Origin of the sequence: Hyphomonas sp. FCG-A18 (genome assembly GCF_045287255.1) — a bacterium.
Classification (GTDB): domain Bacteria; phylum Pseudomonadota; class Alphaproteobacteria; order Caulobacterales; family Hyphomonadaceae; genus Henriciella.
The window spans coordinates 279,114-303,128 of record NZ_CP137142.1; the positions used below are offsets into that span (position 1 = coordinate 279,114).

25 protein-coding genes are annotated in these 24,015 nt (G+C 55.3%); 19 read left to right on the forward strand and 6 right to left on the reverse strand.

All coding sequences use genetic code 11. From position 1 onward, the window contains the following. Positions 1–25: 25 nt before the first annotated feature. A complete protein-coding gene (locus RYZ27_RS01360) occupies positions 26–289 on the reverse strand; it encodes a hypothetical protein (RefSeq protein ID WP_406680564.1) in 264 nt (87 codons plus the stop codon). Between the two features lie 167 nt (positions 290–456). On the opposite strand from RYZ27_RS01360, the gene RYZ27_RS01365 reads away from it, so the two are divergent. The 6 genes from RYZ27_RS01365 (at position 457) to RYZ27_RS01390 (ending at position 6,821) form a co-directional block, all read left to right on the forward strand. Further along, positions 457–906 carry a DUF3576 domain-containing protein gene (locus RYZ27_RS01365; RefSeq protein ID WP_406680565.1) on the forward strand — a complete coding sequence of 150 codons (450 nt, stop codon included), beginning with the start codon at positions 457–459 and terminating at the stop codon, positions 904–906. Between the two features lie 111 nt (positions 907–1,017). Beyond that, entirely contained in the window at positions 1,018–3,621 is a 2,604-nt protein-coding gene (gene leuS, locus RYZ27_RS01370) for a leucine--tRNA ligase (protein WP_406680566.1), read from the forward strand. Between the two features lie 22 nt (positions 3,622–3,643). Continuing rightward, positions 3,644–4,120 (forward strand): hypothetical protein, encoded by a 477-nt coding sequence (locus RYZ27_RS01375; RefSeq protein WP_406680567.1) that lies wholly within the window; start codon positions 3,644–3,646, stop codon positions 4,118–4,120. Then, entirely contained in the window at positions 4,117–5,154 is a 1,038-nt protein-coding gene (holA, locus tag RYZ27_RS01380; RefSeq protein WP_406680568.1) for a DNA polymerase III subunit delta, read from the forward strand. The genes RYZ27_RS01375 and holA overlap by 4 nt, the downstream gene beginning before the upstream one ends. A 3-nt stretch (positions 5,155–5,157) precedes the next feature. Continuing rightward, on the forward strand, positions 5,158–6,066 hold the full coding sequence (locus RYZ27_RS01385) for a DMT family transporter (RefSeq protein WP_406680569.1): 909 nt from the start codon (positions 5,158–5,160) through the stop codon (positions 6,064–6,066). Further along, complete coding sequence (locus RYZ27_RS01390; RefSeq protein WP_406680570.1) at positions 6,063–6,821, forward strand: N-acetylmuramoyl-L-alanine amidase; 759 nt, start codon at positions 6,063–6,065, stop codon at positions 6,819–6,821. Before RYZ27_RS01385 ends, RYZ27_RS01390 begins: the two co-directional genes overlap by 4 nt. Here RYZ27_RS01390 and RYZ27_RS01395 read toward each other — a convergent pair. After that, entirely contained in the window at positions 6,818–7,702 is an 885-nt protein-coding gene (locus RYZ27_RS01395) for a YihY/virulence factor BrkB family protein (protein ID WP_406680571.1), read from the reverse strand. The genes RYZ27_RS01390 and RYZ27_RS01395 overlap by 4 nt on opposite strands. 190 nt (positions 7,703–7,892) lie before the next feature. Between RYZ27_RS01395 and RYZ27_RS01400 the strand changes: the two genes are divergently transcribed. After that, positions 7,893–9,401, forward strand: a complete 1,509-nt coding sequence (locus tag RYZ27_RS01400; protein ID WP_406680572.1) for a flavin-containing monooxygenase — start codon at positions 7,893–7,895, stop codon at positions 9,399–9,401. A gap of 22 nt (positions 9,402–9,423) precedes the next feature. Here RYZ27_RS01400 and RYZ27_RS01405 read toward each other — a convergent pair whose 3' ends face one another. Further along, a complete protein-coding gene (locus RYZ27_RS01405) occupies positions 9,424–10,581 on the reverse strand; it encodes an acyl-CoA dehydrogenase family protein (RefSeq protein ID WP_406680573.1) in 1,158 nt (385 codons plus the stop codon). Between the two features lie 137 nt (positions 10,582–10,718). Between RYZ27_RS01405 and RYZ27_RS01410 the strand changes: the two genes are divergently transcribed. The 7 genes from RYZ27_RS01410 to RYZ27_RS01440 are packed head-to-tail and all read left to right on the forward strand — an operon-like array spanning position 10,719 to position 16,451. Beyond that, on the forward strand, positions 10,719–11,351 hold the full coding sequence (locus RYZ27_RS01410) for a phosphoribosylanthranilate isomerase (protein WP_406680574.1): 633 nt from the start codon (positions 10,719–10,721) through the stop codon (positions 11,349–11,351). Positions 11,352–11,361: 10 nt separating this feature from the next. Continuing rightward, entirely contained in the window at positions 11,362–12,573 is a 1,212-nt protein-coding gene (trpB, locus tag RYZ27_RS01415) for a tryptophan synthase subunit beta (protein WP_406680575.1), read from the forward strand. Further along, on the forward strand, positions 12,570–13,028 hold the full coding sequence (locus RYZ27_RS01420) for a hypothetical protein (RefSeq protein ID WP_406680576.1): 459 nt from the start codon (positions 12,570–12,572) through the stop codon (positions 13,026–13,028). The genes trpB and RYZ27_RS01420 overlap by 4 nt, the downstream gene beginning before the upstream one ends. 2 nt (positions 13,029–13,030) lie before the next feature. Next, a complete protein-coding gene (gene cutA, locus RYZ27_RS01425; protein WP_406680577.1) occupies positions 13,031–13,351 on the forward strand; it encodes a divalent-cation tolerance protein CutA in 321 nt (106 codons plus the stop codon). Next, positions 13,352–14,167 carry a tryptophan synthase subunit alpha gene (gene trpA, locus RYZ27_RS01430; protein ID WP_406680578.1) on the forward strand — a complete coding sequence of 272 codons (816 nt, stop codon included), beginning with the start codon at positions 13,352–13,354 and terminating at the stop codon, positions 14,165–14,167. A 49-nt stretch (positions 14,168–14,216) separates the two neighbouring features. Continuing rightward, positions 14,217–15,188 (forward strand): acetyl-CoA carboxylase carboxyltransferase subunit beta, encoded by a 972-nt coding sequence (locus tag RYZ27_RS01435; RefSeq protein ID WP_406680579.1) that lies wholly within the window; start codon positions 14,217–14,219, stop codon positions 15,186–15,188. A gap of 12 nt (positions 15,189–15,200) precedes the next feature. Next, positions 15,201–16,451: a bifunctional folylpolyglutamate synthase/dihydrofolate synthase gene (locus tag RYZ27_RS01440; protein ID WP_406680580.1), complete on the forward strand. Its 1,251-nt coding sequence runs from the start codon at positions 15,201–15,203 to the stop codon at positions 16,449–16,451. Here RYZ27_RS01440 and RYZ27_RS01445 read toward each other — a convergent pair. Together RYZ27_RS01445 and RYZ27_RS01450 are read right to left on the reverse strand one after the other, a co-directional pair. After that, positions 16,448–17,233, reverse strand: a complete 786-nt coding sequence (locus RYZ27_RS01445) for an SDR family NAD(P)-dependent oxidoreductase (protein ID WP_406680581.1) — start codon at positions 17,231–17,233, stop codon at positions 16,448–16,450. The genes RYZ27_RS01440 and RYZ27_RS01445 overlap by 4 nt on opposite strands. A gap of 141 nt (positions 17,234–17,374) precedes the next feature. Further along, positions 17,375–18,510 (reverse strand): IS3 family transposase gene (locus RYZ27_RS01450; protein ID WP_406680508.1). Its coding sequence is split into 2 segments (ribosomal slippage): positions 17,375–18,240 and positions 18,240–18,510, totalling 1,137 coding nucleotides; the frame shifts between segments, so codons are not numbered across the junction. Between the two features lie 147 nt (positions 18,511–18,657). Between RYZ27_RS01450 and RYZ27_RS01455 the strand changes: the two genes are divergently transcribed. The 5 genes from RYZ27_RS01455 (at position 18,658) to RYZ27_RS01475 (ending at position 23,403) form a co-directional block, all read left to right on the forward strand. Then, on the forward strand, positions 18,658–20,055 hold the full coding sequence (locus tag RYZ27_RS01455) for a hypothetical protein (RefSeq protein ID WP_406680582.1): 1,398 nt from the start codon (positions 18,658–18,660) through the stop codon (positions 20,053–20,055). Between the two features lie 62 nt (positions 20,056–20,117). Beyond that, a complete protein-coding gene (locus tag RYZ27_RS01460; protein ID WP_406680583.1) occupies positions 20,118–20,708 on the forward strand; it encodes a hypothetical protein in 591 nt (196 codons plus the stop codon). Positions 20,709–20,751: 43 nt separating this feature from the next. Beyond that, complete coding sequence (locus RYZ27_RS01465) at positions 20,752–21,489, forward strand: endonuclease/exonuclease/phosphatase family protein (protein WP_406680584.1); 738 nt, start codon at positions 20,752–20,754, stop codon at positions 21,487–21,489. 43 nt (positions 21,490–21,532) lie between these two features. Continuing rightward, the gene (locus RYZ27_RS01470) at positions 21,533–22,648 is read left to right on the forward strand and encodes a hypothetical protein (protein WP_406680585.1); all 1,116 of its coding nucleotides are present in this window, start codon (positions 21,533–21,535) and stop codon (positions 22,646–22,648) included. 107 nt (positions 22,649–22,755) lie between these two features. Further along, entirely contained in the window at positions 22,756–23,403 is a 648-nt protein-coding gene (locus RYZ27_RS01475; protein WP_406680586.1) for a hypothetical protein, read from the forward strand. A 265-nt stretch (positions 23,404–23,668) separates the two neighbouring features. Here the strand turns inward: RYZ27_RS01475 and trxA are convergent, their stop codons facing one another. Then, complete coding sequence (gene trxA, locus RYZ27_RS01480; RefSeq protein ID WP_406680587.1) at positions 23,669–23,986, reverse strand: thioredoxin; 318 nt, start codon at positions 23,984–23,986, stop codon at positions 23,669–23,671. Positions 23,987–24,015: the final 29 nt, after the last annotated feature.

Consider the following 24,015-nt stretch of genomic DNA (forward strand, 5'->3'; position numbering starts at 1 on the left):
ACAATCAGGTCAAGCTGGTGAGGCCTTAAACAAGACCAAAGGACAGACCTGTCAGCTCCATGGCAAACATCTGCATGGTTTGGCCACCTGTGACCACAGCGCTACCAAAGCTTGGCAGAATAGCTGCCAGAACCACAAGGCTGGCGAGGCAACCGCCGACAAATCGCACTTCGCGCTGACGGGTCAGGGCTGGAATGGCGCGTGGACCATAGGCGACGATCTGCGGCCCAAAGAGCAGCAGGAATGACAGAACGAGCAAGACAATAGCTGTGATTTGCAAGGCCAGCATGGGTCACCTTCAGGGTTGAATAGACCCTTTATGCTGCACCTGCGTTGAAAAGCCGTGTGGGAAATCTTTCAAATTTGACACGTCTATGCAGAAAACTTCCGCAGATCAGGCACTGGCGGTGCGATAATGTGGTGCTATAGAAGAGCCGATTAAACAGTGTTTTACCAATGGGAAATGACGCAATGAAGGCACCAGGATTCAAACTCGCCATGATTGCCGGGGCTTTTGCGCTCTCAGGGTGCACGATGTTTGGCGGTGGCGGCAACACGACCGAGCGGCGTGTGGTCGAAGACGTAACTGGCGGAGCCAATCCATATCTGTGGCGCGCGTCCCTCGACACGTTTGAGCAGATGCCCTTGGTCAGCGCGGACCCGTTCGGCGGGACAATCATCTATGATTGGCGCGAGTTTCCTGATGCTGCAGGTGAGCGGATCAAGGCGACTGTCTTCATTCTCGATTCCCGCTTGCGCGCGGATGGCGTGAAAGTCTCTGTCTTCCGTCAGACCAATGAGGATGGCACCTGGACAGACGCGCTGGTTGATCCAGAAACAGGCATTCAGCTTGAGAACGCGATCCTTGACCGAGCACGCAATCTTAAAGCTGCCGAACTCGGCTAATTCTTTTCGTGTAGATTTCACGACTTTCCCGGCTTGAGCCGCCCGCAGAGGCTACCTTTGGGGTGGTTGGGAAGGGGAAGTCGGGACGTTCAGAAGGATGGAGGGGCGCACGTGGCCTCAAAATATGACCCGCAAATCGCGGAACCCAAATGGCGTGAAGCTTGGGCCGCGGCTGACTTGTTTAAAGCCAAGACACCTGCTGAGGCGGGTGAGGCCCCCAAGGCCTATGTCCTGGAAATGTTTCCTTATCCATCCGGGCGCCTGCATATGGGCCATGTTCGCAATTATGCGATGGGTGACGTTGTCGCGCGCCACAGGAAAGCCAAGGGCTATAATGTTCTCCACCCAATGGGTTGGGATGCGTTCGGGATGCCAGCGGAAAATGCGGCCATGGAGCGCGGCGTCCATCCCGGTGAGTGGACCTATCAAAACATTGCGGCGATGAAGGCTCAGTTCATGAAGCTTGGCCTGTCGCTCGACTGGTCACGCGAGTTCGCAACCTGTGATGCCGACTATTATGGTGAGCAACAGCGCCTGTTCCTGAAATTCATGGAAAAAGGCCTTGTCTATCAGAAGAAAGCCAAGGTGAACTGGGACCCGGTCGACAATACGGTTCTGGCCAATGAGCAGGTCGTGGACGGTAAGGGCTGGCGCTCTGGCGCACCGGTGGAACAGCGCGAACTGGTCCAATGGTTCTTCCGGATCACCCATTATGCTGAGGACCTGCTCGAAGAGGTTCAGAAGCTTGAGCGCTGGCCGGAAAAGGTCCGTACCATGCAGGCGAACTGGATCGGGCGTTCTGAAGGGCTGCAAATGCGCTTCGAATGGGCTGGCGACAGTGATGAAATCCTACGTCAGCACGTGGCGGACATTGATCAGGTCATGGCCGAAGGGGTTGAGATTTTCACCACGCGGCCAGACACACTGTATGGGGCGAGCTTTATTGCGCTCTCACCTGATCACCCGCTGACCATCGAATTGGCGGGCGGCAATAGCGAGCTTGAAGCCTTCCGCGCCAAGTGTGCGCAGATTGGCACGTCTGAAGCCGACATCGAGAAAGCCCCGAAAATGGGTTTTGATACGGGCTTGACGGTCAAACACCCGTTCGCGGGTCAGACGCTTCCCGTCTATGTCGCGAATTTCGTCCTCATGGGCTATGGCACCGGGGCGATTTTCGCTTGTCCGGCGCATGACCAGCGCGACTTTGACTTTGCCCGCAAGTATGACTTGCCCATCCTTCCGGTTGTGAAGCCGAGTGACAAGGATGCCGCCGGGGCCAAATGGGTCGAAACTGGGCAGGGCGCAGACATGGATGCGGCCTATACCGGGCCGGGGTCTATCATGAATTCAGAAGACCTGAATGGCAAAGAGATCGACGCGGCGAAATCTGAAGCGATTGCGAAGATTGCTGAGCTTGGTCTTGGCGAAGGTACGATAAACTATCGCCTGCGTGATTGGGGCGTCAGCCGCCAGCGTTACTGGGGCTGTCCAATCCCTGTCATCCATTGCGCAGATTGCGGGATCGTGCCTGTGCCTGAGGCTGATCTGCCCGTGAAGTTGCCCGATGATGTCAGCTTTGATAAGCCGGGCAACCCGCTCTTCCACCATGCGACGTGGAAAGATGTCGACTGTCCGAAATGCGGTAAACATGCCCAGCGCGAGACTGATACGCTCGACACATTTAATGATTCCAGCTGGTATTTTGCCCGCTTTGCCAGCGTCAATGACAGGGAAGAACGCGCCTATTGGCTGCCGGTTGATCAGTATGTTGGCGGGGTTGAACATGCGGTTCTACACTTGCTGTATGCCCGCTTCTTTATCCGTGCGATGCGCGATGTTGGCGAGCTTGACCTGCCAAGCGGTGAGCCATTTGCAGGTCTTTTCACGCAGGGCATGGTGACACACGAAACATACAAGTCAGCCGACGGGGCGTGGCTGGAGCCCGCAGCGGTTGAGAAACGTGGTGACCAGACCATAGAGATCGCAACAGGCAACCCGGTCGAGGTTGGTGACATCATCAAGATGTCCAAGTCGAAGAAAAACACGGTCGATCCGGATAATATCATTGCCACATTTGGCGCCGATACTGCGCGCTGGTTTGTGCTGTCTGACAGCCCACCGGAGCGCGATGTTGAGTGGACACAGGCCGGGGCTGAAGGCTCTGCCCGTTTTGTGCAGCGGGTCTGGAGCGTTTTTGACGACCTGCCGTCTGCCAAGCCCGGTGAGCCGGAAGGCAAAACTGATCTGCGCAAGGCGTCCCACAAGGCCGTGGTGGCGATCGATAAAGCGATTGAAGAGTTTCGCTTCAATGCCGCGATTGCTGAGTTCCATAACTGGGTCAACGCGATCAAGAAAGCGACCTCTGAAAGCGATGCGAACCGCTATGAAGCTGCCTCTATGCTGGCGCGCTGTTTGCCCCCGTTCATGCCACATCTGGCTGAGGAATGCTGGGCGCAGATTGGCGGCGAGGGGCTGGTCTCCGCGGCGGCCTGGCCTGAAATCGATCAGGGGCTGACCGTTGATGATACGGTGACCTTGCCCATTCAGGTCAATGGCAAACGCCGGGCCGAAATCGCAGTCGCCAAGAGCGCGGACAAGGATACGGTCGAGGCGGAAGCTCTGGCTTTGCCGGAATTGCAGAACTTCATTGCCGGCAAGGACATCAAGAAAGTCATTGTGGTTCCGGGCCGGATCGTGAATATCGTAGTGGCGTAAGGACGGCGTAAAGGAGCCAGAGATGAAACAAGGTCTGCTAAGTGCATTCGCCCTGTTGCTGATGGTGCCTTTGAGCGCTTGTGGGTTCCAGCCGCTCTATGCGAATGGCGCAGCCGCCGGGAACATCACGGTTGAGCAGATTGATGGCCGTCCCGGTCATGCTCTGCGCAAGGCCTTGATTCAGGAACTGGCAGCTGGGCTGCCCGGTCTTGAAGAAGATGCCACGCTGACTGTCATCCTCGATAGCCGCTTAAGCCGTTTGGCTTTGCAGCCGGATGAAGCCGCTTCGCGCACCGATGTTCTAGGCAAAGCTGAATATGTTCTCGCGACTGGGGCTAATGCGATTAGCGGGACCATCAGGGCTGAGACATCCTACAATGTTCCAACCGAACCATTCGCGGATATTACCGCGCAGATCGATGCTAATGAGCGGGTTATGACGGTTTTGGCGCGGCGCATGGTCGATGATATGCGCCTGAAACTGGCCACAGAAGAATGAAGCTGTCGGGCAGCGGTGCGGCGCGGTTCGCAAAGAAGCCCGACCCTGCCGTCTCGTTCGTCCTGATTTTTGGCGAGGATGAAGGGGTTGTTGCTGATCTGTCGCGGGATTTGATCGCGGCTTGGGAAAAACAGGGCCCGGCCAACGTCATCACGCTGGATGAGGATACAGTCAAACGCGACCCGCCCGTTCTGTTTGATGCCTTGGAAGCGCAATCTCTCCTTGGTGAGGCGACCATCCTGCGCCTGCGGACGAGCGGGGAAAAGCTCTTCACGCTCCTGAAAGATGTCCTTGCGCTGTCGCCAGAGCGGGTGTCTGCGAAACTGATCGTCCAGAATGGCAGCCTCAATACGCGCTCGAAAATGCGCACAGCTTTTGAGGCCGGCGCCAATAGCGCGGCTCTGCAAGTCTTTGCCGACAGTGATGTCGATATGGCGGGTCTTGTGCGTGACACGCTGAAGGCGCGTGAGGTGATGATTGCAGATGACGCACTGGCGCTCTTTGTTGCAGGCCTGCCGGGCCATCGCAGCCTTGCCAATGCTGAGACTGAGAAGCTTGCCACCTATGCGCATAATCTGGGGCGGCCTGTTAGCGTCGAAGACATTCGCGCCCTGTGTGAAACCAATGCCGATGAGGACCTATATGAGGCGGTCCGTTTGGCGCTGTCTGGGCAGTCGATAAAAGCTCAGGCGGAACTTGATCGGGTTGTCGATGCAGGGCTTTCAGCCATCGGATTGCTGCGCGGTTTTGAACGTGAGGCCAAACAGATGCTTGCCGCGCGCGCCCTGCAGGGGGATCGTGGTGGCGGGAATGTTGGCAAACAAATGAAGCCGCCCATCTGGCCAAACCAGTGGCCCGCCTTTGAGGCGCGTCTGAAGCTTTGGCCTGTGCCGCATCTCGTGCGCCTGCTGGAGCGTATCCACGATATGGAAGAAACAGCAAAATCCCCCGGTGGTGGCGGTATGGCCGATGCTGCCGCACGCGAGTTCTTCACCACAGTCTATAAGACGGCTGAGCGGGCAGCCCGTCGGTAGATCATGAGCTTTCGTGATTTCCTCCTGCTTGCGGCCATCTGTTTTGTATGGGGCTTGAACCTGGTCGTTACGCGCTGGGTGATCGCCGATGCAGGCGTCCCGCCACTCTTTTTTGCGGCGATGCGCTTTGCCGGGATCGCGCTGGTCCTGTTCTGGTTCCTGCGCCCGCTACCGAAGAATTTGGGCGTGCTGTTCCTGATCGCCATGGGTATGGGCGCGGTACACTTCGCCTTCCTGTTTCTGGGGCTTGCCAATGCTGAGGCCAGCGCGGTCAGTGTTGTCGGGCAGCTTGGTGTCCCATTCTCGACGCTGATGAGCATGGCATTCCTCGGCGAAGTGGTCGGCTGGCGGCGGGGTCTTGGTATCATGTTGGCCTTTGCTGGGGCCGTGCTGATCGCGGTTGATCCGGCAACGTTCACGTTCAGCTATGGCTTGCTTTATGTGGTTGCCGCCGCCGCGGTGGCTTCCGGTGCCGGGATATTGATGAAGCGGATGCCCGCCATCAGTGCCCTGCAAATGCAGGCCTGGATTGGCCTCTTCAGCTTTGCGCCGCTCTTTGCAGTTTCAGGTCTGGTTGAAAGTGACGCGAATGGCTGGGGCGCCTTTGTGTCAGGCGGGATCTGGGTTTGGGCCGCGACCGCATTTGCTGTTTTGGGTGTTAGCGTTTTTGGGCATGGTGGCTTCTATAGCCTGATCAAGAAATACGACATCTCATTGCTGTCGCCTTTGACGCTGATGACGCCTGTCTGGGGGGTGATCTTGTCGGTGGTTCTGTTGAATGAGCAACTTACGCTACAATTAATCACGGGCGCGGTGATTTCCCTTGGCGGTGTCTTTGTTATTCTGGTCCGGCCAAATCGGGCGATGCCCGAGGCGGCCTTGGGCAATAAGTATAGCGGAACCCGCGAATGAAGATCGAAGCTTTACCATCCCCGAACTTCAATGATCGCAAGTTCGATGTGGATATGCTGGTCCTACACTATACCGGTATGGAAACGGGGCAGGCGGCTCTGGACCGGATGCGCGACCCGGAGGCCGAGGTCTCCGCGCATTATATGGTTTGGGAAGATGGCCGCATCGTCCAACTGGTGGGCGAGGATAAACGCGCCTGGCATGCTGGTGTATCGAGCTGGCAGGGCGATAGTGACCTTAACTCGCGTTCTATCGGGATTGAAATCGTCAATGGCGGGCATGATTGGCCGGTCGCGGGTGGGGGGCTACCGCCTTATCCAAATGTTCAAATCGAAGCGGTTATTGCCCTCTGTCAGGGCATTCTTTCACGCTGGAACATTCCACAGAGCCGGATTGTCGGGCATTCGGATATTGCGCCAGCGCGCAAGGATGATCCGGGGGAGCACTTTCCTTGGTCGCGCTTGGCTGGCGCTGGGGTCGGGCTTTGGCCTGAGGCGGTCGAAGCAGAGGCGCTGACTTTGATGGGCCGAGGGCTTGGCCAAGGGGATGATGGAGACCCTGTCGAGCGTCTACAGAATATGCTCAGCGAGATCGGGTACACCCTGGACCGGACAGGTCGTTACAATGCGCAGACCGAAGCCGTTATTCGTGCGTTCCAACGGCGCTGGGTGCAGGATCAAGTGACGGGTCAAGCTGATTTGCAAACCCTGCGCATGATTGGCTTGGTCCATGCGCTCTATAAGGGCAAAGCCTAGAGGTCTGGCAACACGTCTGGCTTGAGTTCCTTATTATCCCATGCCGTGGCAAGGGCGGCACCCAGCAGCAATGTGTTCACCGATAAGGCAAGCCAGATGAAACCGATAATCACCGAGGCCAGTGCGCCATAAAGCGTGTCTAGCGTTGAATATTTCAGATAGAGCTGAAACCCGAACGTGACGGTCAGCCAGACAACGGCGGCGGCCGCAGCCCCGCCCAGCATTGGCCAGCCTTTGCTGATCCGTCCATTTAGGGAGACTGCCAGGATCAGATAGAAGACCGCAAACCCGGCAATCCATTTGGTTGCCCAGATCGTTCCGGCAATCGTTGCAATCTCACTGGTGAAACGTAGCGCAAAACCATCATCCTGATTGCGTACAATGGTCAGGACCAATTGCGAAAAGCCAAGCAACCAGACGAGCAGGATCAGGACGGCCGTCAGGATAAAAGCGATCCCTTGAAATCGGATCAGACCAGAACGTCGATCAGAGCCTGCAATCATCCGAATGCCGGTAATCATTGCCTTTGCCCCGGCCATCGCCGCCCAGAGGACGAGGATCAGCGCCAAGGCGACTTTCAGCGTGATATTGGTGGGGCGCATCGCCACCACGGTCTCCATGTCGCCTTCGGTCAGGGGCACAACATTCGTGGTGATCACGCTGTTAATGGCGCTTGCAAGTTCAGCGCTAAGGTCTGCTGGCAAGAGTGCAAACAAGAGTGTCGAGGTCAGATAGATCAGTGGAAATACGGAGAACAAAGCATAGAAAGCGATGCCACCCGTCACGATGCGCACGTCCGGCTGGGATAGGCGCCAAATCGCATCCCACACAGGCAGGACAAGGGCACGACCGATCATCGATTGGGCAAAGAAAGCGCGCATAGAGCAGGCTTACGGTATGGCCTGCAAAGCGGCAATGGGTCTCGAGCGGGAGACCGATTTCCCTCGCGTCACAAAAGTGACGCCTCCGTCAACTTACGTATAGGTTTCTCCGTAATACTCCCTAAAGTGCGCGCAAAATGCCTCCCGGCATTGCCAGCGGGGGGCGCATATAACCGGGAGGAAAAACAATATGGCAGACCAAACCGCTCTGAAAAAACCCAATACCGATATCAAAACCGAGCATGTTGACGTCCTGATCGCCGGGGCAGGCATCTCGGGAATAGGGGCCGCGTATCACTTGCGGGATCAATGCGCGGGCAAGCGGTTTGTCGTGTTGGAGGCCCTGGAGGATTTTGGCGGCACCTGGCGCATGCACACTTATCCGGGCATTCGCTCAGACAGTGACCTCTACACATTTGGCTATCGCTTCAAGCCCTGGATCGGGCCGCCCATTGCTACGGCTGAAGAGATTTTGAGCTATATGGGTGATGTTATCGATGAGAATGAGCTGGATGATCACATCCGCTATCAGCATAAGATCACAGCGGCGCGCTGGTCATCCAAGGACAAGCTCTGGACGGTGGATGTGACACGCGGTGATACTGGCGAGGCGCTGCGGTTTACCACCAATTTCCTCTGGATGTGTCAGGGCTATTATAATCATGCGGAGGGTTACACGCCTGAGTGGGATGGCATGGACGACTTTGAGGGTGAGATTGTCCACCCGCAAACCTGGCCCGAAGATATCGACCTTTCCGGCAAGCGGGTGATTTGTATCGGATCTGGAGCGACGGCTGCGACTCTGGTGCCGGCGATTGCTGGCGAGTGCGCTCATGTCACACTGCTGCAGCGCTCACCAACCTATTTCTTCCCGGCTGAGAACCGCAATGAGCTGGCTGATGAGCTGCACAGGATCGGCGTGGATGCCAAACTCGTGCATGATATCGCGCGCAAGAAAGCCCTATTTGATCAGCAGGAAATGACCCAGCGCTGCATCGATGAGCCTGAGGTTGTCAAAGAAGAGCTATTGGCGGCGGCGCGGGAATATCTTGGTCCAGATTTCGATATCGATACCCATTTCACGCCGAAATACCGTCCATGGCAGCAGCGCCTGGCCTTCATTCCCGACGGTGACCTGTTTCAGGGGCTGGCAGCAGGGCAAGCCAGCGTCGTCACCGATCAGATTGAACGCTTCACCAAGAAAGGTATCCTGCTGAAATCAGGTAAGGAGTTGGAGGCCGATATCATTGTCACCGCGACCGGCTTTAATCTGTCGGTTCTGGGTGGCATTCCATTTGAAGTGGATGGCGCGCCGGTCGATTTCAGCAAGACCGTGACCTATCGCGGCATGATGTTTACCGGCGTGCCGAACATGGTCTGGGTGTTTGGCTATTTCCGCGCCAGTTGGACATTGCGCGTTGATCTGGTGGCCGATTTTGTCTGCCGTTTGATCAAGCATATGGATGCCAAAGGTGTTCGGGAGGTTCAGGCCGCGTTCCGGGCCGAGGATAAGGATATGGACATCCTGCCCTGGATGGATTCAGACAATTTCAATCCGGGCTATTTGATGCGCAGCCAGCATTTAATGCCCAAGCGCGGTTCAAACTATATCTGGCAGCACACACAGGATTACTGGCGCGAACGCGATGAGTTGCCAGAGCTTGATCTCAATGCTGAGGAGTTTGCCTACGAGGCCTGATGTTCCCGGCCCGCACGTTTGGTTATGGACAGCCAATCGCGCGGGCGAGGATGTTGCGGTGAACCTCACTGGTGCCGGAATAGATCGTCGCCGCGCGGGTCGCGAAATACTTGGCCTGAGAGAATGCCGTATTTGGGGTGGCGTCCATGCCAACTTCTGTGATGGCCTGATGCAGTTCAGTGGCAAGTAATTTCAGTATGGAGGCAGCGGGGGCTTCCGCAACTGCGACTTGTCCAGCCGCGGCGCGCGCTTCAAGGGCTTCAAAAGTATCAATTCGGGTGGTCATCTCCGCCAACCGCATCAGCAGGGCCGGGTCACCCTGTTCCCAACTTGCAATCCCACGTTTTGCAGCCCGTAAGGCGCGGCGCAGCAGGCCTGTCGTCGTATTATTCGAACGCGCGATGGCCATGAGCTGTTTAGCGGTTTTCCAACCTTCACCAATCTCGCCAACCCGATCAGCGACAGGCGTGCGCGCGCCATCGAAGAAGACTTCATTGGTTTCATGGTCACCATCAATGAAGCGGATCGGGCGCACTTCAATTCCGGGGCGATCCATTTCGACCAGCAGGAAGGTCAGGCCCGCGCCCTTGGCTGATTGCGGGGTACTGCGCGCCAATAGGAACATGTGCGTCGCCGATTGGGCAAAGCTCGTCCAGACTTTGCTGCCGGTCAGGATAAAATCATCGCCATCGCGCTCAGCGCGCAGGGACAGGGCCGTGAGGTCGGACCCGGCTTGTGGTTCAGAGAAACCCTGACACCACTCATGCTCCCCGCTCAAGATAGCGGGCAGGTATCGCGCTTTCTGTTCAGACGAACCATGCGCAATGATCAGGGGGCCAATGGTGCGAATGCCTGATGACATTAGGATAGGCGCATCACGTTCTGCGCAAGCATTCTCGAAATAGAGGCGCTGCGCCGCGCTCCAGCCTGCGCCGCCATATTCAATCGGCCATGATGGCGCGAGCCAGCCGCGTTGAAAGAGTTTTTCCTGCCAGATGCGGCGAGCCTCGGTACTGGATTTCAGGCCCGTAGTCGCGCGCCCGGCGGCTTGCAGCGCTTCCGTCAGAGCCTCATCCAGAAATGCCTTCACCTTGGCTTTGAAAGCCTCGGTCAGGGCCTGTTCTGGCGGCATGATCGCAAAGCTGCCGTCCACTTTGTTCTCCTGTGACAAGAGTTGCATGGTTAGCATTTGCGCCCTTGGGCAAGACAATCCGGGGAAATACGGGGTTAACGCGAGGACGTTTGAGCAAGACCTGCTTGACTTGAGGGCGCGCCGGGCGCACCTGCGCAGGCATGACACATGTGAAGATATGCGGATTGAGTGACCCCCATATGGTGCGCGTTGCAGCTGAGGCTGGCGCCGACTGGGTTGGCTTTGTCCTCTATCCCAAAAGTCCGCGGAATGTGCTCGGCGAATATGGCGATTTAGAGCTGTTCACGGAGCTGACTGACTTCGCACATGAGCTGGGCATTGGCTCGGTGGCTTTGCTGGTCGATCCGGATGAAGGCTTTGTCGACGAATTGCTGACAACGGCTGTTCCCACGGCGATCCAGCTGCATGGCAAAGAGACTCCGGAACAGGTGCGCCGTATCTGGCAAATGACCTACCAGACTTGCGAAATCTGGAAGGCCGCCGGGATTGCCAATGAGGATGATTTGGAGGCACTACAGGCATTTGAAGTCGATCGCTATCTGATCGATGCCAAACCGCCCGAGGGCGCTGACCTGCCGGGTGGCAATGGGGAAGTTGCAGACTGGACTTTGCTCGACGGGTTCGCGCCGGGTGTGCCCTGGTTGCTGGCCGGTGGTTTAACCCCGGATAATGTGGCTGAGGCGATTACTGCGACCGGCGCGCACGCTGTGGATGTCTCCTCTGGTGTTGAGGTCGCGCGCGGCGTAAAAGATGAAGATCTGATCCGCGCATTCATTGATGCAGCGAAAACGGCTTGAGGAGTCCCTGATGGACATTCGAAATACTTGGGAACAATGGCCGGATGAAAATGGTCGATTTGGCGATTTTGGCGGACGGTATGTTGCCGAAACGCTGATGCCATTGATCCTTGATCTGGATGCGGAATACCGCGCCGCCAAGAAAGACCCGGCCTTTGCGGCGCAGATGGATGACCTCTGGAAGCATTATGTTGGCCGGCCCAGCCCGCTCTACTTCGCCGAGCGGCTGACCGAGCATTTCGATGGTGCGAAAATCTATTTCAAGCGTGATGAGCTGAACCATACTGGCGCGCATAAGATCAATAATGTGCTGGGGCAGGTGCTGCTGGCCATGCGTATGGGCAAGACGCGGATCATTGCCGAGACCGGGGCAGGCCAGCATGGCGTGGCGACAGCGACCGTCTGCGCGCGCTTTGGCCTCAAATGCGTTGTGTTCATGGGTGAAACCGATGTGGAGCGCCAGAAACCAAACGTCTTCCGCATGCGCCTGCTGGGTGCTGAAATCGTACCTGTATCCAGCGGCACTGGAACGCTGAAAGACGCGATGAATGAGGCCCTGCGTGATTGGGTAACCAATGTCGATAACACATTCTATTGCATTGGTACGGCGGCGGGTCCTGCGCCCTATCCGGAAATGGTCCGTGATTTCCAAAGCGTGATTGGCCGTGAAGCGCGTGAGCAAATCCTGGAGCGCGAAGGCCGCCTACCTGATGCGATCATGGCCTGTATCGGCGGTGGTTCAAATGCGATTGGCCTGTTCCATCCCTTCATTGAGGATGAAAGCGTTCGCATGATCGGGGTTGAGGCGTCTGGCCATGGCGTTGAAACCGGACAACACGCCGCCGCTCTGAATGGCGGCGCGCCCGGCATTCTGCACGGCAACAAGACCTACCTCTTGCAGACCGATGACGGGCAAATCATCGATGCCCACTCGATCAGTGCCGGGCTCGATTATCCCGGTATCGGCCCAGAGCATGCTTTCCTGCGTGATACAGGCCGAGCGGAATACCTGACCTGTACCGATAGTGAAGCACTCGACGCCTTCCAGCTCTGCACGCGCCTTGAGGGTATCATTCCCGCTTTGGAGCCAAGCCATGCGCTCGCTCGCGTTGGTGAAGTGGCCAAGGAACTCGGCAAAGACGGTCTGCTTATTCTCAACATGTGCGGGCGTGGCGACAAAGATGTCTTCAGCGTTGCCGAAGCGCTTGGGGTGGCGATGTGAAGATAGCCAAGGGGGCATTTCCGGCGCTTTGCCTAGCTACCGCTTTGTTGGGGTTTGCCGCCTGCGGCTCTGAAGAGTCTGCGGATCATTTCACGTTGCCTAATGGCGTAACGCTGCCCGTGCACGAAGCAGCCAAGCTACAGGCGGGTTGTATCGTACTGGGTGCCAAACTGCCCGCTGATGCTGATCAAGTGTGTTTGGAGTTTCCCATGCAACCCATCTGGGAAGGATTGGACCCCCTTGCCTGGTACCAAAATCTCCTGATCCAGAAGGGTTTTGAGCTCGAATCGGGTAACGCTAATCAGTACCGCTTCAATTGGCCGATCGAGGGCGGATGTTACTTGCGACTGAATGCCAGCGCGCTGCCCAAGGAATACATTCAAGGCAATGACTGGTCTGATATGAAGGCGTATGTTGCTGTGTTTGAATTCGAAGACGATGAGAGATGCCGATAAACATGAGCGATCTTATGCTGATCCGCATAACCTGCCCCAGTCAGCGCGTGGCGAACAGCATTGCTGAGGCCGCGATTGAGCAGCGACTGGCTGCTTGTGCCAATGTTGATGGCCCGGTCATGGCCACCTATCGTTGGAAAGGCGTGATCGAACAGGCTTGGGAGTTCGTCTTATGGTTCAAAGCCCCGGCGGCGAATTACGCGAAGATTGAGGCTTTGACGCTGGAACTTCACCCCTATGAAGTGCCCGCAATTACAGGAATGCCTTGCACCCATGCCAGCGCCGACTATGAGGCATGGGTGAAAGAGAATACGGACGTTTAAATGCCTACTTCCCGCATTACCGCTCGCTTTGATCAGGTCAAAGCCGAAGGCCGCGCAGCGCTTGTCACCTATATGATGGCGGGCGACCCTGATCTGGAAGCGTCTTATCAGGCGATGTGTGCGCTGCGTGATAATGGCGCCGATGTGATCGAGCTCGGTGCCCCGTTTACCGACCCGATGGCTGATGGTCCGGCGATCCAGAAAGCGGGCCTGCGCGCGTTGGCCAATAAGACAACCCTGAGTGATGTTCTTGCGCTCGCCAAACGCTTCCGCGTGGAGGATCAGAACACTCCGCTTATCCTGATGGGGTATGCCAATCCGGTGCACAAAATGGGCTATGGCGCTTTTGCGGCGGCTGCGGCTAACGCTGGGATTGATGGTACTATTCTTGTCGACCTGCCGCCTGAAGAGGATCATGCCTTGCGCAGCGAGTATGCCAAGCATGACCTCTCGGTTATTCGCCTGGCCACCCCGACGACGAATGAGGCTCGCATGGCCAAAGTGGCCGAGGGTGCGAGCGGTTTTCTTTATTACGTCGCCGTGGCCGGGGTCACAGGCGCGGGATCAGCTGACCCGGAAGAGATTCGCGGCGGAATCGAAATGGCACAGAGCATTTCCGGCCTGCCCGTCTGCGTCGGATTCGGCATCAAAACCGGGGAACAGGCCGCCGCTATGGGTAAAATTGCGGATGGCGTTGTTGTCGGTTCTGCCTTTGTAGAGCATGCAAGGCTTGCAAGTGAGGGCGGAACGCCGCACATTGCGTCTGTAAAGATGGGCGAACTCGCCCGTGAGTTGAGTGGGGCGCTAAAATTATAGCGTCAGCCGATAAACCGTCCGGTGTAGGACGAAAGGGAGTCGCGAAGCGATGAACTGGCTAACAAATTTTCGAACACCTGGCCTGAAAGGCCTGCTCTCTGGCACGAAAAAAGATACGCCTGAGAATCTCTGGGTGAAATGTCCTGAATCCGGGGAACTGGTTTATCGATCCGACTTGGAAGAAAGCTGGTACGTGACGCCTGCGGGCGCGCATTTGCGTATCTCGCCGCGCCGCCGTTTCCGCCTGTTCTTTGATGATGAACGCTGGGAAGCAATCCCGTTGCCGCCCGTATCGGCCGATCCACTCAAGTTTAAAGATGACAAGCCCTATCCTGCGCGCATCAAGGCGGCCAAGGGCAAACTTGCCAAACGCGACAAGGAAGAAGTCGCGGGCGAAGCGTCAGAGATCAAACAAGACGATTGCATGGCCGCGGCGTTTGGCCGGATCGATGGTATTCCAACCGTCGTTCTGGTGCAGGATTTTGCCTTTATGGGCGGCTCGCTCGGCATGGCCGCGGGTGAGGCCTTTATTGCGGCGGCACAGATGGCTGTGGCACGTAAAGCCGCCTTCGTGATCTGTACAGCCTCTGGCGGTGCGCGGATGCAGGAAGGGACCCTGTCCCTGATGCAGATGCCGCGTACAACGCTTGCTATTCAGGAAGTCAAAGACGCTGGTCTGCCTTATATTGTGGTCCTCTGTGACCCGACCTCCGGTGGCGTTTCAGCCTCTTACGCAATGCTGGGGGATGTCCATATTGCCGAGCCGGGGGCGATGATCGCGTTCTCAGGCCCACGCGTGATTGAGCAGACCATTCGGGAGAAGCTACCGGAAGGCTTCCAGCGCTCTGAGTTTCTCCGTGAAAAGGGCGCCGTCGATATCGTTACGGATCGCCGCGAGATGAAAGAGACAATGGCGCGTGTTCTCGGACATTTGATGCCCAAGCGGATTGTGTCAGATAAGGATGTAACAGGCCTGCCTGTTGAAGCGCCGTCAGCCGACGTTCCTGCCCCCAAATCATAAGGGTCACTTATCGTGAGCCATAATGCGCCCGCCGTGGATGCTGCCTTAAAGCGGTTTGAAGGGCTGTACCCTGAAACGATTGAGCTCTCACTTGGCCGGATTGAAGCCGCACTGGAGGCTCTAGGCCGCCCGCAGGACCGCCTACCGCCTGTCATCCATGTGGCCGGAACCAATGGTAAAGGCTCAACCTGCGCTTATCTGCGCGCGATGGCCGAAGCGGCGGGGCTGAGTGTTCACGTTTTCAGTTCACCACACCTGGTACGCTTCAATGAGCGTATCCGTTTGGCTGGTAAGCTGGTTGAGGATGAAGCCCTGATTGGCTATCTGGATCGCACATTTGAAGCGGTTAAAGGCCATCCGATTACGCATTTTGAGGCGACGACAGCGGCGGCTCTGCTTGCGTTCAGTGAGGTTGAAGCCGATCTCCTAATACTGGAAGTTGGCCTCGGTGGACGCTTCGATGCGACCAATGTGATTGACCAGCCCTTACTCAGCGTCATCACGCCGGTCGATTATGATCATAAGCAATTCCTCGGGACCGACCTTGCAAAGATTGCAGGGGAGAAAGCCGGGATTATCAAAGCGGGCCGCCCGGTTGTTTCTGCTATTCAGGCGCGTGTTTGCGGCGATGTAATTGCGGCTGAGGCGGATCGCCATGGCGCGCCGCTATCCGTGCTTGCCTTCGATGATGTTGAACGGATGCCTGAGAAGATTGCCCTGCCGGGCACACATCAGCGGTATAATGCAGCGCTTGCAGGTCTGGCCATGCGCCATCTTGAAGGGTTCGATATCTCTGATGCCGCGATTGAAGCCGGGGCCAGTAATGCGATCTGGCCCGCGCGCTTGCAGAAGCTTGGGTCTGGTCCGGTTACGGCTCTTGCGGCTGGCGCAGAGGTCTGGCTCGATGGTGGCCATAACCCTCATGCAGGCAGCGCGATTGCGACCCTGCTAAAGGAATGGGGCGGGCGCACTGTCCTTGTCAGTGCAATGATGGCCAGCAAGGATCATACAGGTTTCTTTCATGCCTTTCAGGGCGCCGCAGAGGCGGTTTTCACCTGTCCGAATGCTCCCGGTCATGCGGGGGCCAAGCCAGAGGCGCTTGCCGAAGTGGCGCGTAGTCAATTACCTGAGGCACAGGCCTGTAAAAGCTTCAATGAAGCTATGCGGGCAGCTGCTGCAACGCAGCCTGCGCGCATTCTGATCTGCGGCTCGCTCTATCTCGCGGGTGATGTTCTGGCGTGGAATGAAGAAGTGCCGATTTAAGCGTTCTTGATACTCATCCCACCATCGACAGGGATAATCGCACCGTTCAGATAAGACGCTGCGGGCAGGCAACAAGAGAGCGTGATATTTGCCACCTCTTCCGGAATGCCATAGCGGCGCAGAGGCACCCGGCGTTTAGCATAAATCACTTTATGGTCATCGGGAATGGAGGCATTGATCGCGGTATCGATCGGACCAGGGCAGATCGCATTACAGGTGATGCCATCGCGGCCAAGGTCGACGGCCATCGCCCGCGTCAGGCCAATAACGCCATGTTTGACGGCCACATAAGGACCATTCAGAGGTGTTGCCCCAAGCCCTTCCGTCGACGCAATATTGACGATGCGGCCCCCTGTTTCTGTCTTCATCAGGTGCGGCAGCGCTGCGCGGATGAGCCTTTGATGCGCCGTTAGCATCACCGCGACGCTATCCTCCCAAATCTCCTCATAGGCCTCTTCTGAAGGGTGCGCGAGGCGCGCAAAACCAGCATTATTGATCAGGATATCCAGCCCACCAAACTGCTCCACAGTTGCCGCAACGCTTGCTTTAATGGCGTCATGATCGCTGACATCGAGGGCTATGCTGGCGACATTGGCAAAGCCTGCTTCCTTGATCTCAGCGGCAACCGCCGCGACCCCATCGCCGTTCATGTCAGTCGCCATGACATTGGCACCTTCACGGGCAAAGAGATGGGCGGTCGCTCTGCCCATGCCGCTGGCGGCCCCGGTGATCAGGACAGTTTTCCCGGCAACACTGCGATCAAGCGACTGATAAGGGGTCATGAGGCTCTCCATCTTTCAGGAGAGTGTATCGGCCCATCCACACAAAAAAAGCCCCGCCGCAGGGGCAGGGGGTTAGCTGGCCTGCCTGATCTGACTGGCCCAACCGTAATGTTAGGATCGACGGCTGGTTCATAGCGGCGTTCATGCCGCCTCCAACCTATAAGGCGGCATGAAGGTCGCGGGCAAGATGGTTCTTGGTGCGGGTGGTTTATAGCCCAGCGATGAGTGTGGTCTGGCGGTGTTGTAGAACAGTCTCCAGTTTTCGATCAGCACCTGCGCCTCGCGTAGGTCATAGAAGATTTCACGCGCCAGCAACTCGTCCCGAAGTTTTGAGTTGAAGCTCTCGCAGTAGCCATTTTCCCAAGGTGATCCTGGCTCTATGTAGAGCGTCCTGACATCCAGTGCCTCCAGCCATTCGCGTAAAGCGGTGGCGATAAATTCTGGTCCATTGTCGGATCGGATATGCTCCGGCGGGCCGTGTTCAAGGAACAGCTCGCCGAGTGTGTCTAGAACATCCCGAGAGTTCAGTCGGCGTTCGACACGGATCGCCAGGCACTCTCTTGTAAACTCATCGATGACGCAGAGCATGCGAAAGACTTTGCCGTCATGCGTCCTGTCCTGGACGAAATCATAGGACCAGACGTGGCCTTTGTGAGCGGGTCTCAGACGGACGCATGATCCATCGTTCAACCAGAGCCGCCCGCGCTTGGGCTGCTTCTGCGGGACTTTCAGCCCTTCACGTCGCCAGATGCGATAGACACGGCCCGTGCTAACAGACCAGCCTGCTTCTCGAAGCAAGGCTGTGATCCGGCGATAGCCATATCGGCCAAACCGCTCCGCGAGGGATATAATGGCCGCTGTCAGTGCGCCTTCATCATGCCGAGGTGTCTTCTCGCGTCTTTGTGTCGAGCGATGCTGGCCAACCACGCGGCAGGCCCGGCGCACTGAGACGCCGAGCTTGTCCACCACGTGATCGACCGCAACGCGTTTACGTGAAGGGCTTAGTACTTTCCCCGGACAACCTCCTGAAGGATTTGATTATCCAGTGTGAGATCGGAGACGGCCCGTCGCAATCGAGCGTTCTCCTTCTCGATCTCCTTCATCCGCTTGGCCTGGCCTACACGCAGGCCGCCATACTCTTTGCGCCAGCGGTAGAATGTCTGCTCGGTCACACCGATCGCGCGCACAGCTTGCGCAATCGTTTCGCCCTGACTCAGGCGCACTTCAACTTCGCGCAGTTTTGCAATGATCTCTTCAGGCTTGGCTCTCTTGCCCATGATTCAACTCCAGTTTGGAGCCGATCCTCTCTCAAACTATGGGCCAGTTTTTCTGGGGCAGACCACTCAAAGCCACATGACAAAACCAAAGACAACCTCACTATTGGGCTCAATCATGTCAGCTCGGATAGGCCGCTGTGGTATGCGTTGAGTGATGTCATTGGTTCGAAACTGCAGACGGGTCGAACACCTACAATTGAAAAGGCGATCACATTCACACCGGGCCCCATCCAGGAGGGTCTCAAGACATTCAATCTGTTCCAGAACCCGAAGTATCAGATCGATCCGACAGAGGATGATCTCTTCACCAAGCTCATCAATTTGCGTGATCTCACTCATAAGTCGAAACCTGAAAACAAGGCGCTGAAGATTCTTGCTAACTCAACTTGCTACGGCATTTTGGTTGAGGTCCTGCGTGACAATGCACCAAAGCCCGAACCAATAGTCGTTTATGGTGCGAGCGGGACCTGTATTAAAAGGCTTTCAGAAGCGATTGAAGAACCGGGGAAGTTCTTCCATCCACTATTGGCGACGCTCATCACATCTGCGGCGCGTTTGATGCTTTCGATCACGGAACGGCTAGGGTCTGATCGAGGTCTAAGCTGGGCGTTTTGCGATACCGATAGTCTAGCACTCGCAAGACCTGAAGGCATGTCCCGCGATGAATTTCGGAAGCGTGTCCACGAGATCGTCGATTGGTTTGCGGGTTTGAACCCATACGAGAAAAAAGGGTCGATTCTTCAAATCGAGGACGTGAATTGCGTCCCAAAAAAGAAGACCCTGGAACCGCTTTACTGCTATGCGATTTCAGCCAAGCGTTACACGCTATTCAACATGGGTGCAGATGGTCCGCTCATTAGAAAAGCGTCCGCGCACGGGCTTGGGCATTTGATGAGACCTTATGAAGGAGATACGCCCAATCCGGAGTTTGGAAACATCGGCGTTAAACTCTGGCAGCATGACATATGGCAATGTATTCTAAGCTCGGCTTTGGGCGGGAAACCAAATCAGGTTCAATATGACCATCACCCAGCAATGCAGCGAACGGCGTTTCAACGATATGGTGCAACCAGTCCAGCGCTTCTGCGGTGGATGAAACATCATAACGAGGGCAAGTCTTATCGCGAGCAGGTAAAACCGTTTGGCTTTATGATGGCTCCTATGCCGCGTTCGGGTGCATTCGCAAACGAAGCGCCACAGCGAATTGTAAGTGAAGTCAAACGGGGAGCTCCGAAGAAAAACAAAGCGCCGAAGCCGATTGCAACTTTCGAGCGGAACCTGGAGCTTGCAGCGGAACAGGTTTTTGATCGGGATACAGGTGATGAGGTTTCACCAGATCAGCTTCGGACTATGGAGGAAGCCCTCGCACTGTTTCATCTGAGCACAGAAGACAAGTTTGAAAATGGTGGGCCATGGGACATGGGACCGACACGACGACGACATATTCAGGTTTCAGTCATCTCACTTATCGGAAAAGAGGCAAATAAAGTGGGCGATTCTGGAGAGATTAATCCACTTTCGAAGGTGGTGTCAGAGTATTCTTAGGTAGATTGCAACGAGCCGAACTGGCTCAGGTCCGGAGACTAAGCTCAGCAAGGGGTAGCAACATGTTCAGCTTACTAACAACAACGCTCGCTATAATCGGCGGGTTCTCCCTTTTGGTACTTATCGCGTTCATAGGAGCTTGGTTTCGCAATCAGGGGCGCAAGAGCTTTAAGTCCGAAAACGGGCTTAACTCCTGCTCCTACGGCGGAGGAAAGCTTTTAGGGGTTAATGACAATGAGAACCTGATAGCGTTTCAGAGTGATTCCTGGCAGGATCTAAAAGTCCCGGCAGGCGAGGTCGAGCGTGTCGAACTCCGCATCAACGGTAAAGTGGTTCAGAGCTTGGAGCCTCAAAAAAGCTCCCAAATCGAAGTTGTCCGCAAGTTCGCGGTTGATCAACAGAATTTGGTTGTGGCAGGCATAGATGCAGAACATGAACCAGAACAATTGCGGAGTCTGACGCTCGCAATTTTTTCGAGTAATCTGCCGCTTGGTCATATCCACACATTTTGGGAACACAAAAATAAGGACTTAAAACCTCGCGGGTTTGCCGATGACTTTGAATACAGTCAGTGGTGGCTCAGGAGGATAAGATCATTGATCGTCGGAGAGAGAGACCAAGATGTTGAAGAGTTCTTTCAAGCTCATGGATGACAGTTGATAGCTCTAAAGCTGTCGGGTAGTTCCTTTCCTCGAGATGCACTACCGCATTATCAATTGGAACATCGAGCGACATGGCCCAGGCTCGTGGCAAGCCGCCTCTTTGACCGGAGATATCGCCGTGTTAAAGCCCGATCTTGTGTGTCTCACCGAGGCGTGGAAGCAAACACTAAGTCAACTAGACGGCTATTCCGTTTCTGCCCCTGGAGCAGCTTGGAGCGCACAAGATCCGGATGAGCGGAAAGTCTTACTCTGGTCGCGTAGGTCCTGGGAAAACGTCGAGGTAGCTCACGAGCTTGATTCCTTAGGTGGCTGTCTGACGGGGCTCACGACGATCGGTCCAGACAAAGTGCGGATTGTTGGACTTTGCATACCCTATCAGTTCGCAAGTCCGTTGGGCCAAGTATCCAAGGCTAAACAATGGGAAATGCACGAGCGCTTCTTGTGCAAACTGGAGCCCTTGCTGAGCAAATGGTCAACTGAACGACCAATGATTGTACTTGGAGATTTTAATCGACGCATGCCCCGGTCCTGGGGACCGAAAAAGTCGTATGAACTTCTTGAGCGTGTTTTCGAGAGATTGAACATCGTAACTACTGGCTCGTTAGATAACGTAGATGATCGGACCGTCGATCATGTTGCCGTTTCTAGTCAGTTTAATCCTTCGCAGGTAATGGGTATACCAGCTGAGTCGGCAGATGGACGTAAGCGTTCCGATCACTTTGGGGTTATGGTTGATTGTCTGTACACCGGTTTCCAAACGCGGCATTTCTGAAATTGAACCTAACTTTTTATAGTTTTTTGCAGTACGTAGCGGCATGGCGAGACTTCCGATTTTTACAGAGACAGCCGACGGGCAGTTGATGCCCATGCGACCGAGTGCACCTCCCGACGAAGATAGCCTTCAAGATCTGATCGGAAGGTTCCCGGAGGTGATTTCTGGCGATGGGGAACCTCTTTTGCTTGTTAGACGAGAACAAACAGTACCAGATACCATGGACGGAGCCTCGCGATGGTCGCTTGATCATTTGTTTATTAGCCGCAATGCCATTCCGGTACTTGTTGAAGTGAAGCGAGCAACCGACAGTCGGATCCGTCGTGAGGTGATCGGACAATTAATGGACTATGCCGCTAATGGAGTCGCATATTGGCAGCCAGGCTCATTGGCAGAAGCGTTTGAGAAACACTGCCAATCTGAAGGGCTTGATTGTGATATCGCGATTGCTCAATTCTTGGGTGATGAAGACCCTCAGGACTTCTGGAATCAGGTCGATGCAAACCTCGCTGCGGGTCGCATCCGCTTAATTATTGCCACGGACGCTATTCCGAAGGAGTTGGCGCGAATTGTGGAATTCCTGAACGAACAGATGCGCTGTACGGTGCTGGCTGTCGAACTAACCTATTTTGAGTCTGAAGATGGTCGCCGGACGCTGGCGCCGAAAATTATCGGGGAGACAGAGCGTACGGAACTCTCCAAAAGGAAAAATCGACCAATTCCCGACCCCATCTCTGTAGAAGACTGGCTAGAGAAGCACATTGCGGGGAAAGGAGACCCCACACTTCAAGGAACCCATCATCTGATCAACTTGGTGCGCGGAATGGACGGAAACGTCACCGTTTCGGAGCAACAGGGGTCCATACTCGCAAATTGGAACATAGGAAACGGAGCAGTCACATGGCCGTTCGTGCTCGGCAAGAACGGCCGGCTGGGTATTAGCTTCGGTTGGATCAAGTCTCGACCCGCGTTACGCGATGAAGCCACTCGCGGAGAGTTCCTGCAAAGAATGCATGAGGCAGTGGGCGGACTGAGCACTAGCAACGCAAATGGGCATCCAACATTTCCGATCGAACGATTGAGCGATCCGATTATGGCGAAAGCGTTCGACGAATGCGCAAGGGAGCTTGTGGGATTGGCTTTGGCAGCCAAAGAATGATGATGTATACTCGCTGTGACACGGGGTTGGTTTGCAGTAGGCTGGGGTGCGGTTGAGCCTGGGGTTAACGAAGCGGTCAGTGTTGATTGATTAGGGGGTGAAAGTAGATGGCTTCTGACTTACTTGATGACTACGTTCATAGGTTTCTAGGTTACGGTAATCCAGAGGCGTCATTATGGCATGTTGGAATGGAAGAAGCGGGTAATCCCGAAACTATGCCAAAGAGACTCAGCATTTGGCAGCAGCGCGGCAGTAAGATTTTTGAGGATAGCGCAGAGTTTAAGCTACTTATCGACCCTGAGAATATATATTTCAGAGCTGATAACCGCGTACAATTCACCCTAAACCGAATGATTAGATTAGAGTTTGGGTATACAGGTCTCGAAATTTTAACGGCACTCGATGTCAGGCGCTATCAGCAAGCAGCGTGGGGCAAGTTTGATGGGAAATCTGCAGCAATTGAGCTTTCAGCAGTACCTCGCAGGAGCTTAGGTCAAGATTATCCTTACAGTACAAAAAGAGCTTTCAATGAGTTTCTCAGGCAAGAAAGGACCGATTTCATTGCCGAAAACATAAAGAAGTACCGCCCACGCGATGTTGTCTTTTATGGGACAAGCAAAAAGTATACAGCCTTTTGGAAGGTCATTACTGAAAAGTGTATGGACCAGTCGACCAATTTCCACATTGTGGAGCACCCAAATTCGCGCAAGTGGAATTTGGATCGCTATCATGGATTTGGGAAATTGATTCCGTAATTCGCAAATGATCAGTTTGGTGAGCGTTGGAATGCAAAGGCATGAATATTTGATATTACATTGAAATATCTATCAATAAGCATATTGCCAATATGTATATCCTACGAAACTAGATTAACTTCTTTATGCTGCCAATAATGTATGATCCTGCGGTAGACTAAAGGCCCGTAAGTTTCTCCACAGGTCCTCGATTAATTATTTCCGGAGATAGCTATACCCCCCGCCGCAGGGGCAGAGCTTGTTTTGATTTCAGCTTTGAAAAAACTTAAGCGTTTTCCTTGATCCAGTCGGAAATACGTTGCTTTGACATTGCACCAAGGTGGGTGCTGGCAACCTTGCCATCCTTGAACAACATTAGCGTTGGCAGGCCACGAACGCCGAACTTGCTGGCCGCCATTGGGTTGTCGTCGACATTAAGCTTGGCAACTTTGATCTGGCCAGACAGCTCGTCTGCAACCGCGTCCAGATGCGGGGCCATTTGCTTACATGGCCCACACCATTCGGCCCAGAAGTCCACAACCACTGGCGTATCACCAGCGATGGCTTCGTCGAAATTATCGTCCGTAATTTGCTCAGCGGCCATATTCAGCCTCCTTTATTCACTATCCTGGC

What these genes read in the sequence shown, in the direction of transcription:
- RYZ27_RS01360 (WP_406680564.1), bottom strand. Translation starts at nt 289, where the DNA reads ATGCTGGCCTTGCAAATCACAGCTATTGTCTTGCTCGTTCTGTCATTC.
- RYZ27_RS01365 (WP_406680565.1), top strand. Translation starts at nt 457, where the DNA reads ATGGGAAATGACGCAATGAAGGCACCAGGATTCAAACTCGCCATGATT.
- RYZ27_RS01375 (WP_406680567.1), top strand. Translation starts at nt 3,644, where the DNA reads ATGAAACAAGGTCTGCTAAGTGCATTCGCCCTGTTGCTGATGGTGCCT.
- holA (WP_406680568.1), top strand. Translation starts at nt 4,117, where the DNA reads ATGAAGCTGTCGGGCAGCGGTGCGGCGCGGTTCGCAAAGAAGCCCGAC.
- RYZ27_RS01385 (WP_406680569.1), top strand. Translation starts at nt 5,158, where the DNA reads ATGAGCTTTCGTGATTTCCTCCTGCTTGCGGCCATCTGTTTTGTATGG.
- RYZ27_RS01390 (WP_406680570.1), top strand. Translation starts at nt 6,063, where the DNA reads ATGAAGATCGAAGCTTTACCATCCCCGAACTTCAATGATCGCAAGTTC.
- RYZ27_RS01395 (WP_406680571.1), bottom strand. Translation starts at nt 7,702, where the DNA reads ATGCGCGCTTTCTTTGCCCAATCGATGATCGGTCGTGCCCTTGTCCTG.
- RYZ27_RS01400 (WP_406680572.1), top strand. Translation starts at nt 7,893, where the DNA reads ATGGCAGACCAAACCGCTCTGAAAAAACCCAATACCGATATCAAAACC.
- RYZ27_RS01405 (WP_406680573.1), bottom strand. Translation starts at nt 10,581, where the DNA reads ATGCAACTCTTGTCACAGGAGAACAAAGTGGACGGCAGCTTTGCGATC.
- trpB (WP_406680575.1), top strand. Translation starts at nt 11,362, where the DNA reads ATGGACATTCGAAATACTTGGGAACAATGGCCGGATGAAAATGGTCGA.
- cutA (WP_406680577.1), top strand. Translation starts at nt 13,031, where the DNA reads ATGAGCGATCTTATGCTGATCCGCATAACCTGCCCCAGTCAGCGCGTG.
- trpA (WP_406680578.1), top strand. Translation starts at nt 13,352, where the DNA reads ATGCCTACTTCCCGCATTACCGCTCGCTTTGATCAGGTCAAAGCCGAA.
- RYZ27_RS01435 (WP_406680579.1), top strand. Translation starts at nt 14,217, where the DNA reads ATGAACTGGCTAACAAATTTTCGAACACCTGGCCTGAAAGGCCTGCTC.
- RYZ27_RS01445 (WP_406680581.1), bottom strand. Translation starts at nt 17,233, where the DNA reads ATGACCCCTTATCAGTCGCTTGATCGCAGTGTTGCCGGGAAAACTGTC.
- RYZ27_RS01460 (WP_406680583.1), top strand. Translation starts at nt 20,118, where the DNA reads ATGTTCAGCTTACTAACAACAACGCTCGCTATAATCGGCGGGTTCTCC.
- RYZ27_RS01465 (WP_406680584.1), top strand. Translation starts at nt 20,752, where the DNA reads ATGCACTACCGCATTATCAATTGGAACATCGAGCGACATGGCCCAGGC.
- RYZ27_RS01470 (WP_406680585.1), top strand. Translation starts at nt 21,533, where the DNA reads ATGGCGAGACTTCCGATTTTTACAGAGACAGCCGACGGGCAGTTGATG.
- RYZ27_RS01475 (WP_406680586.1), top strand. Translation starts at nt 22,756, where the DNA reads ATGGCTTCTGACTTACTTGATGACTACGTTCATAGGTTTCTAGGTTAC.
- trxA (WP_406680587.1), bottom strand. Translation starts at nt 23,986, where the DNA reads ATGGCCGCTGAGCAAATTACGGACGATAATTTCGACGAAGCCATCGCT.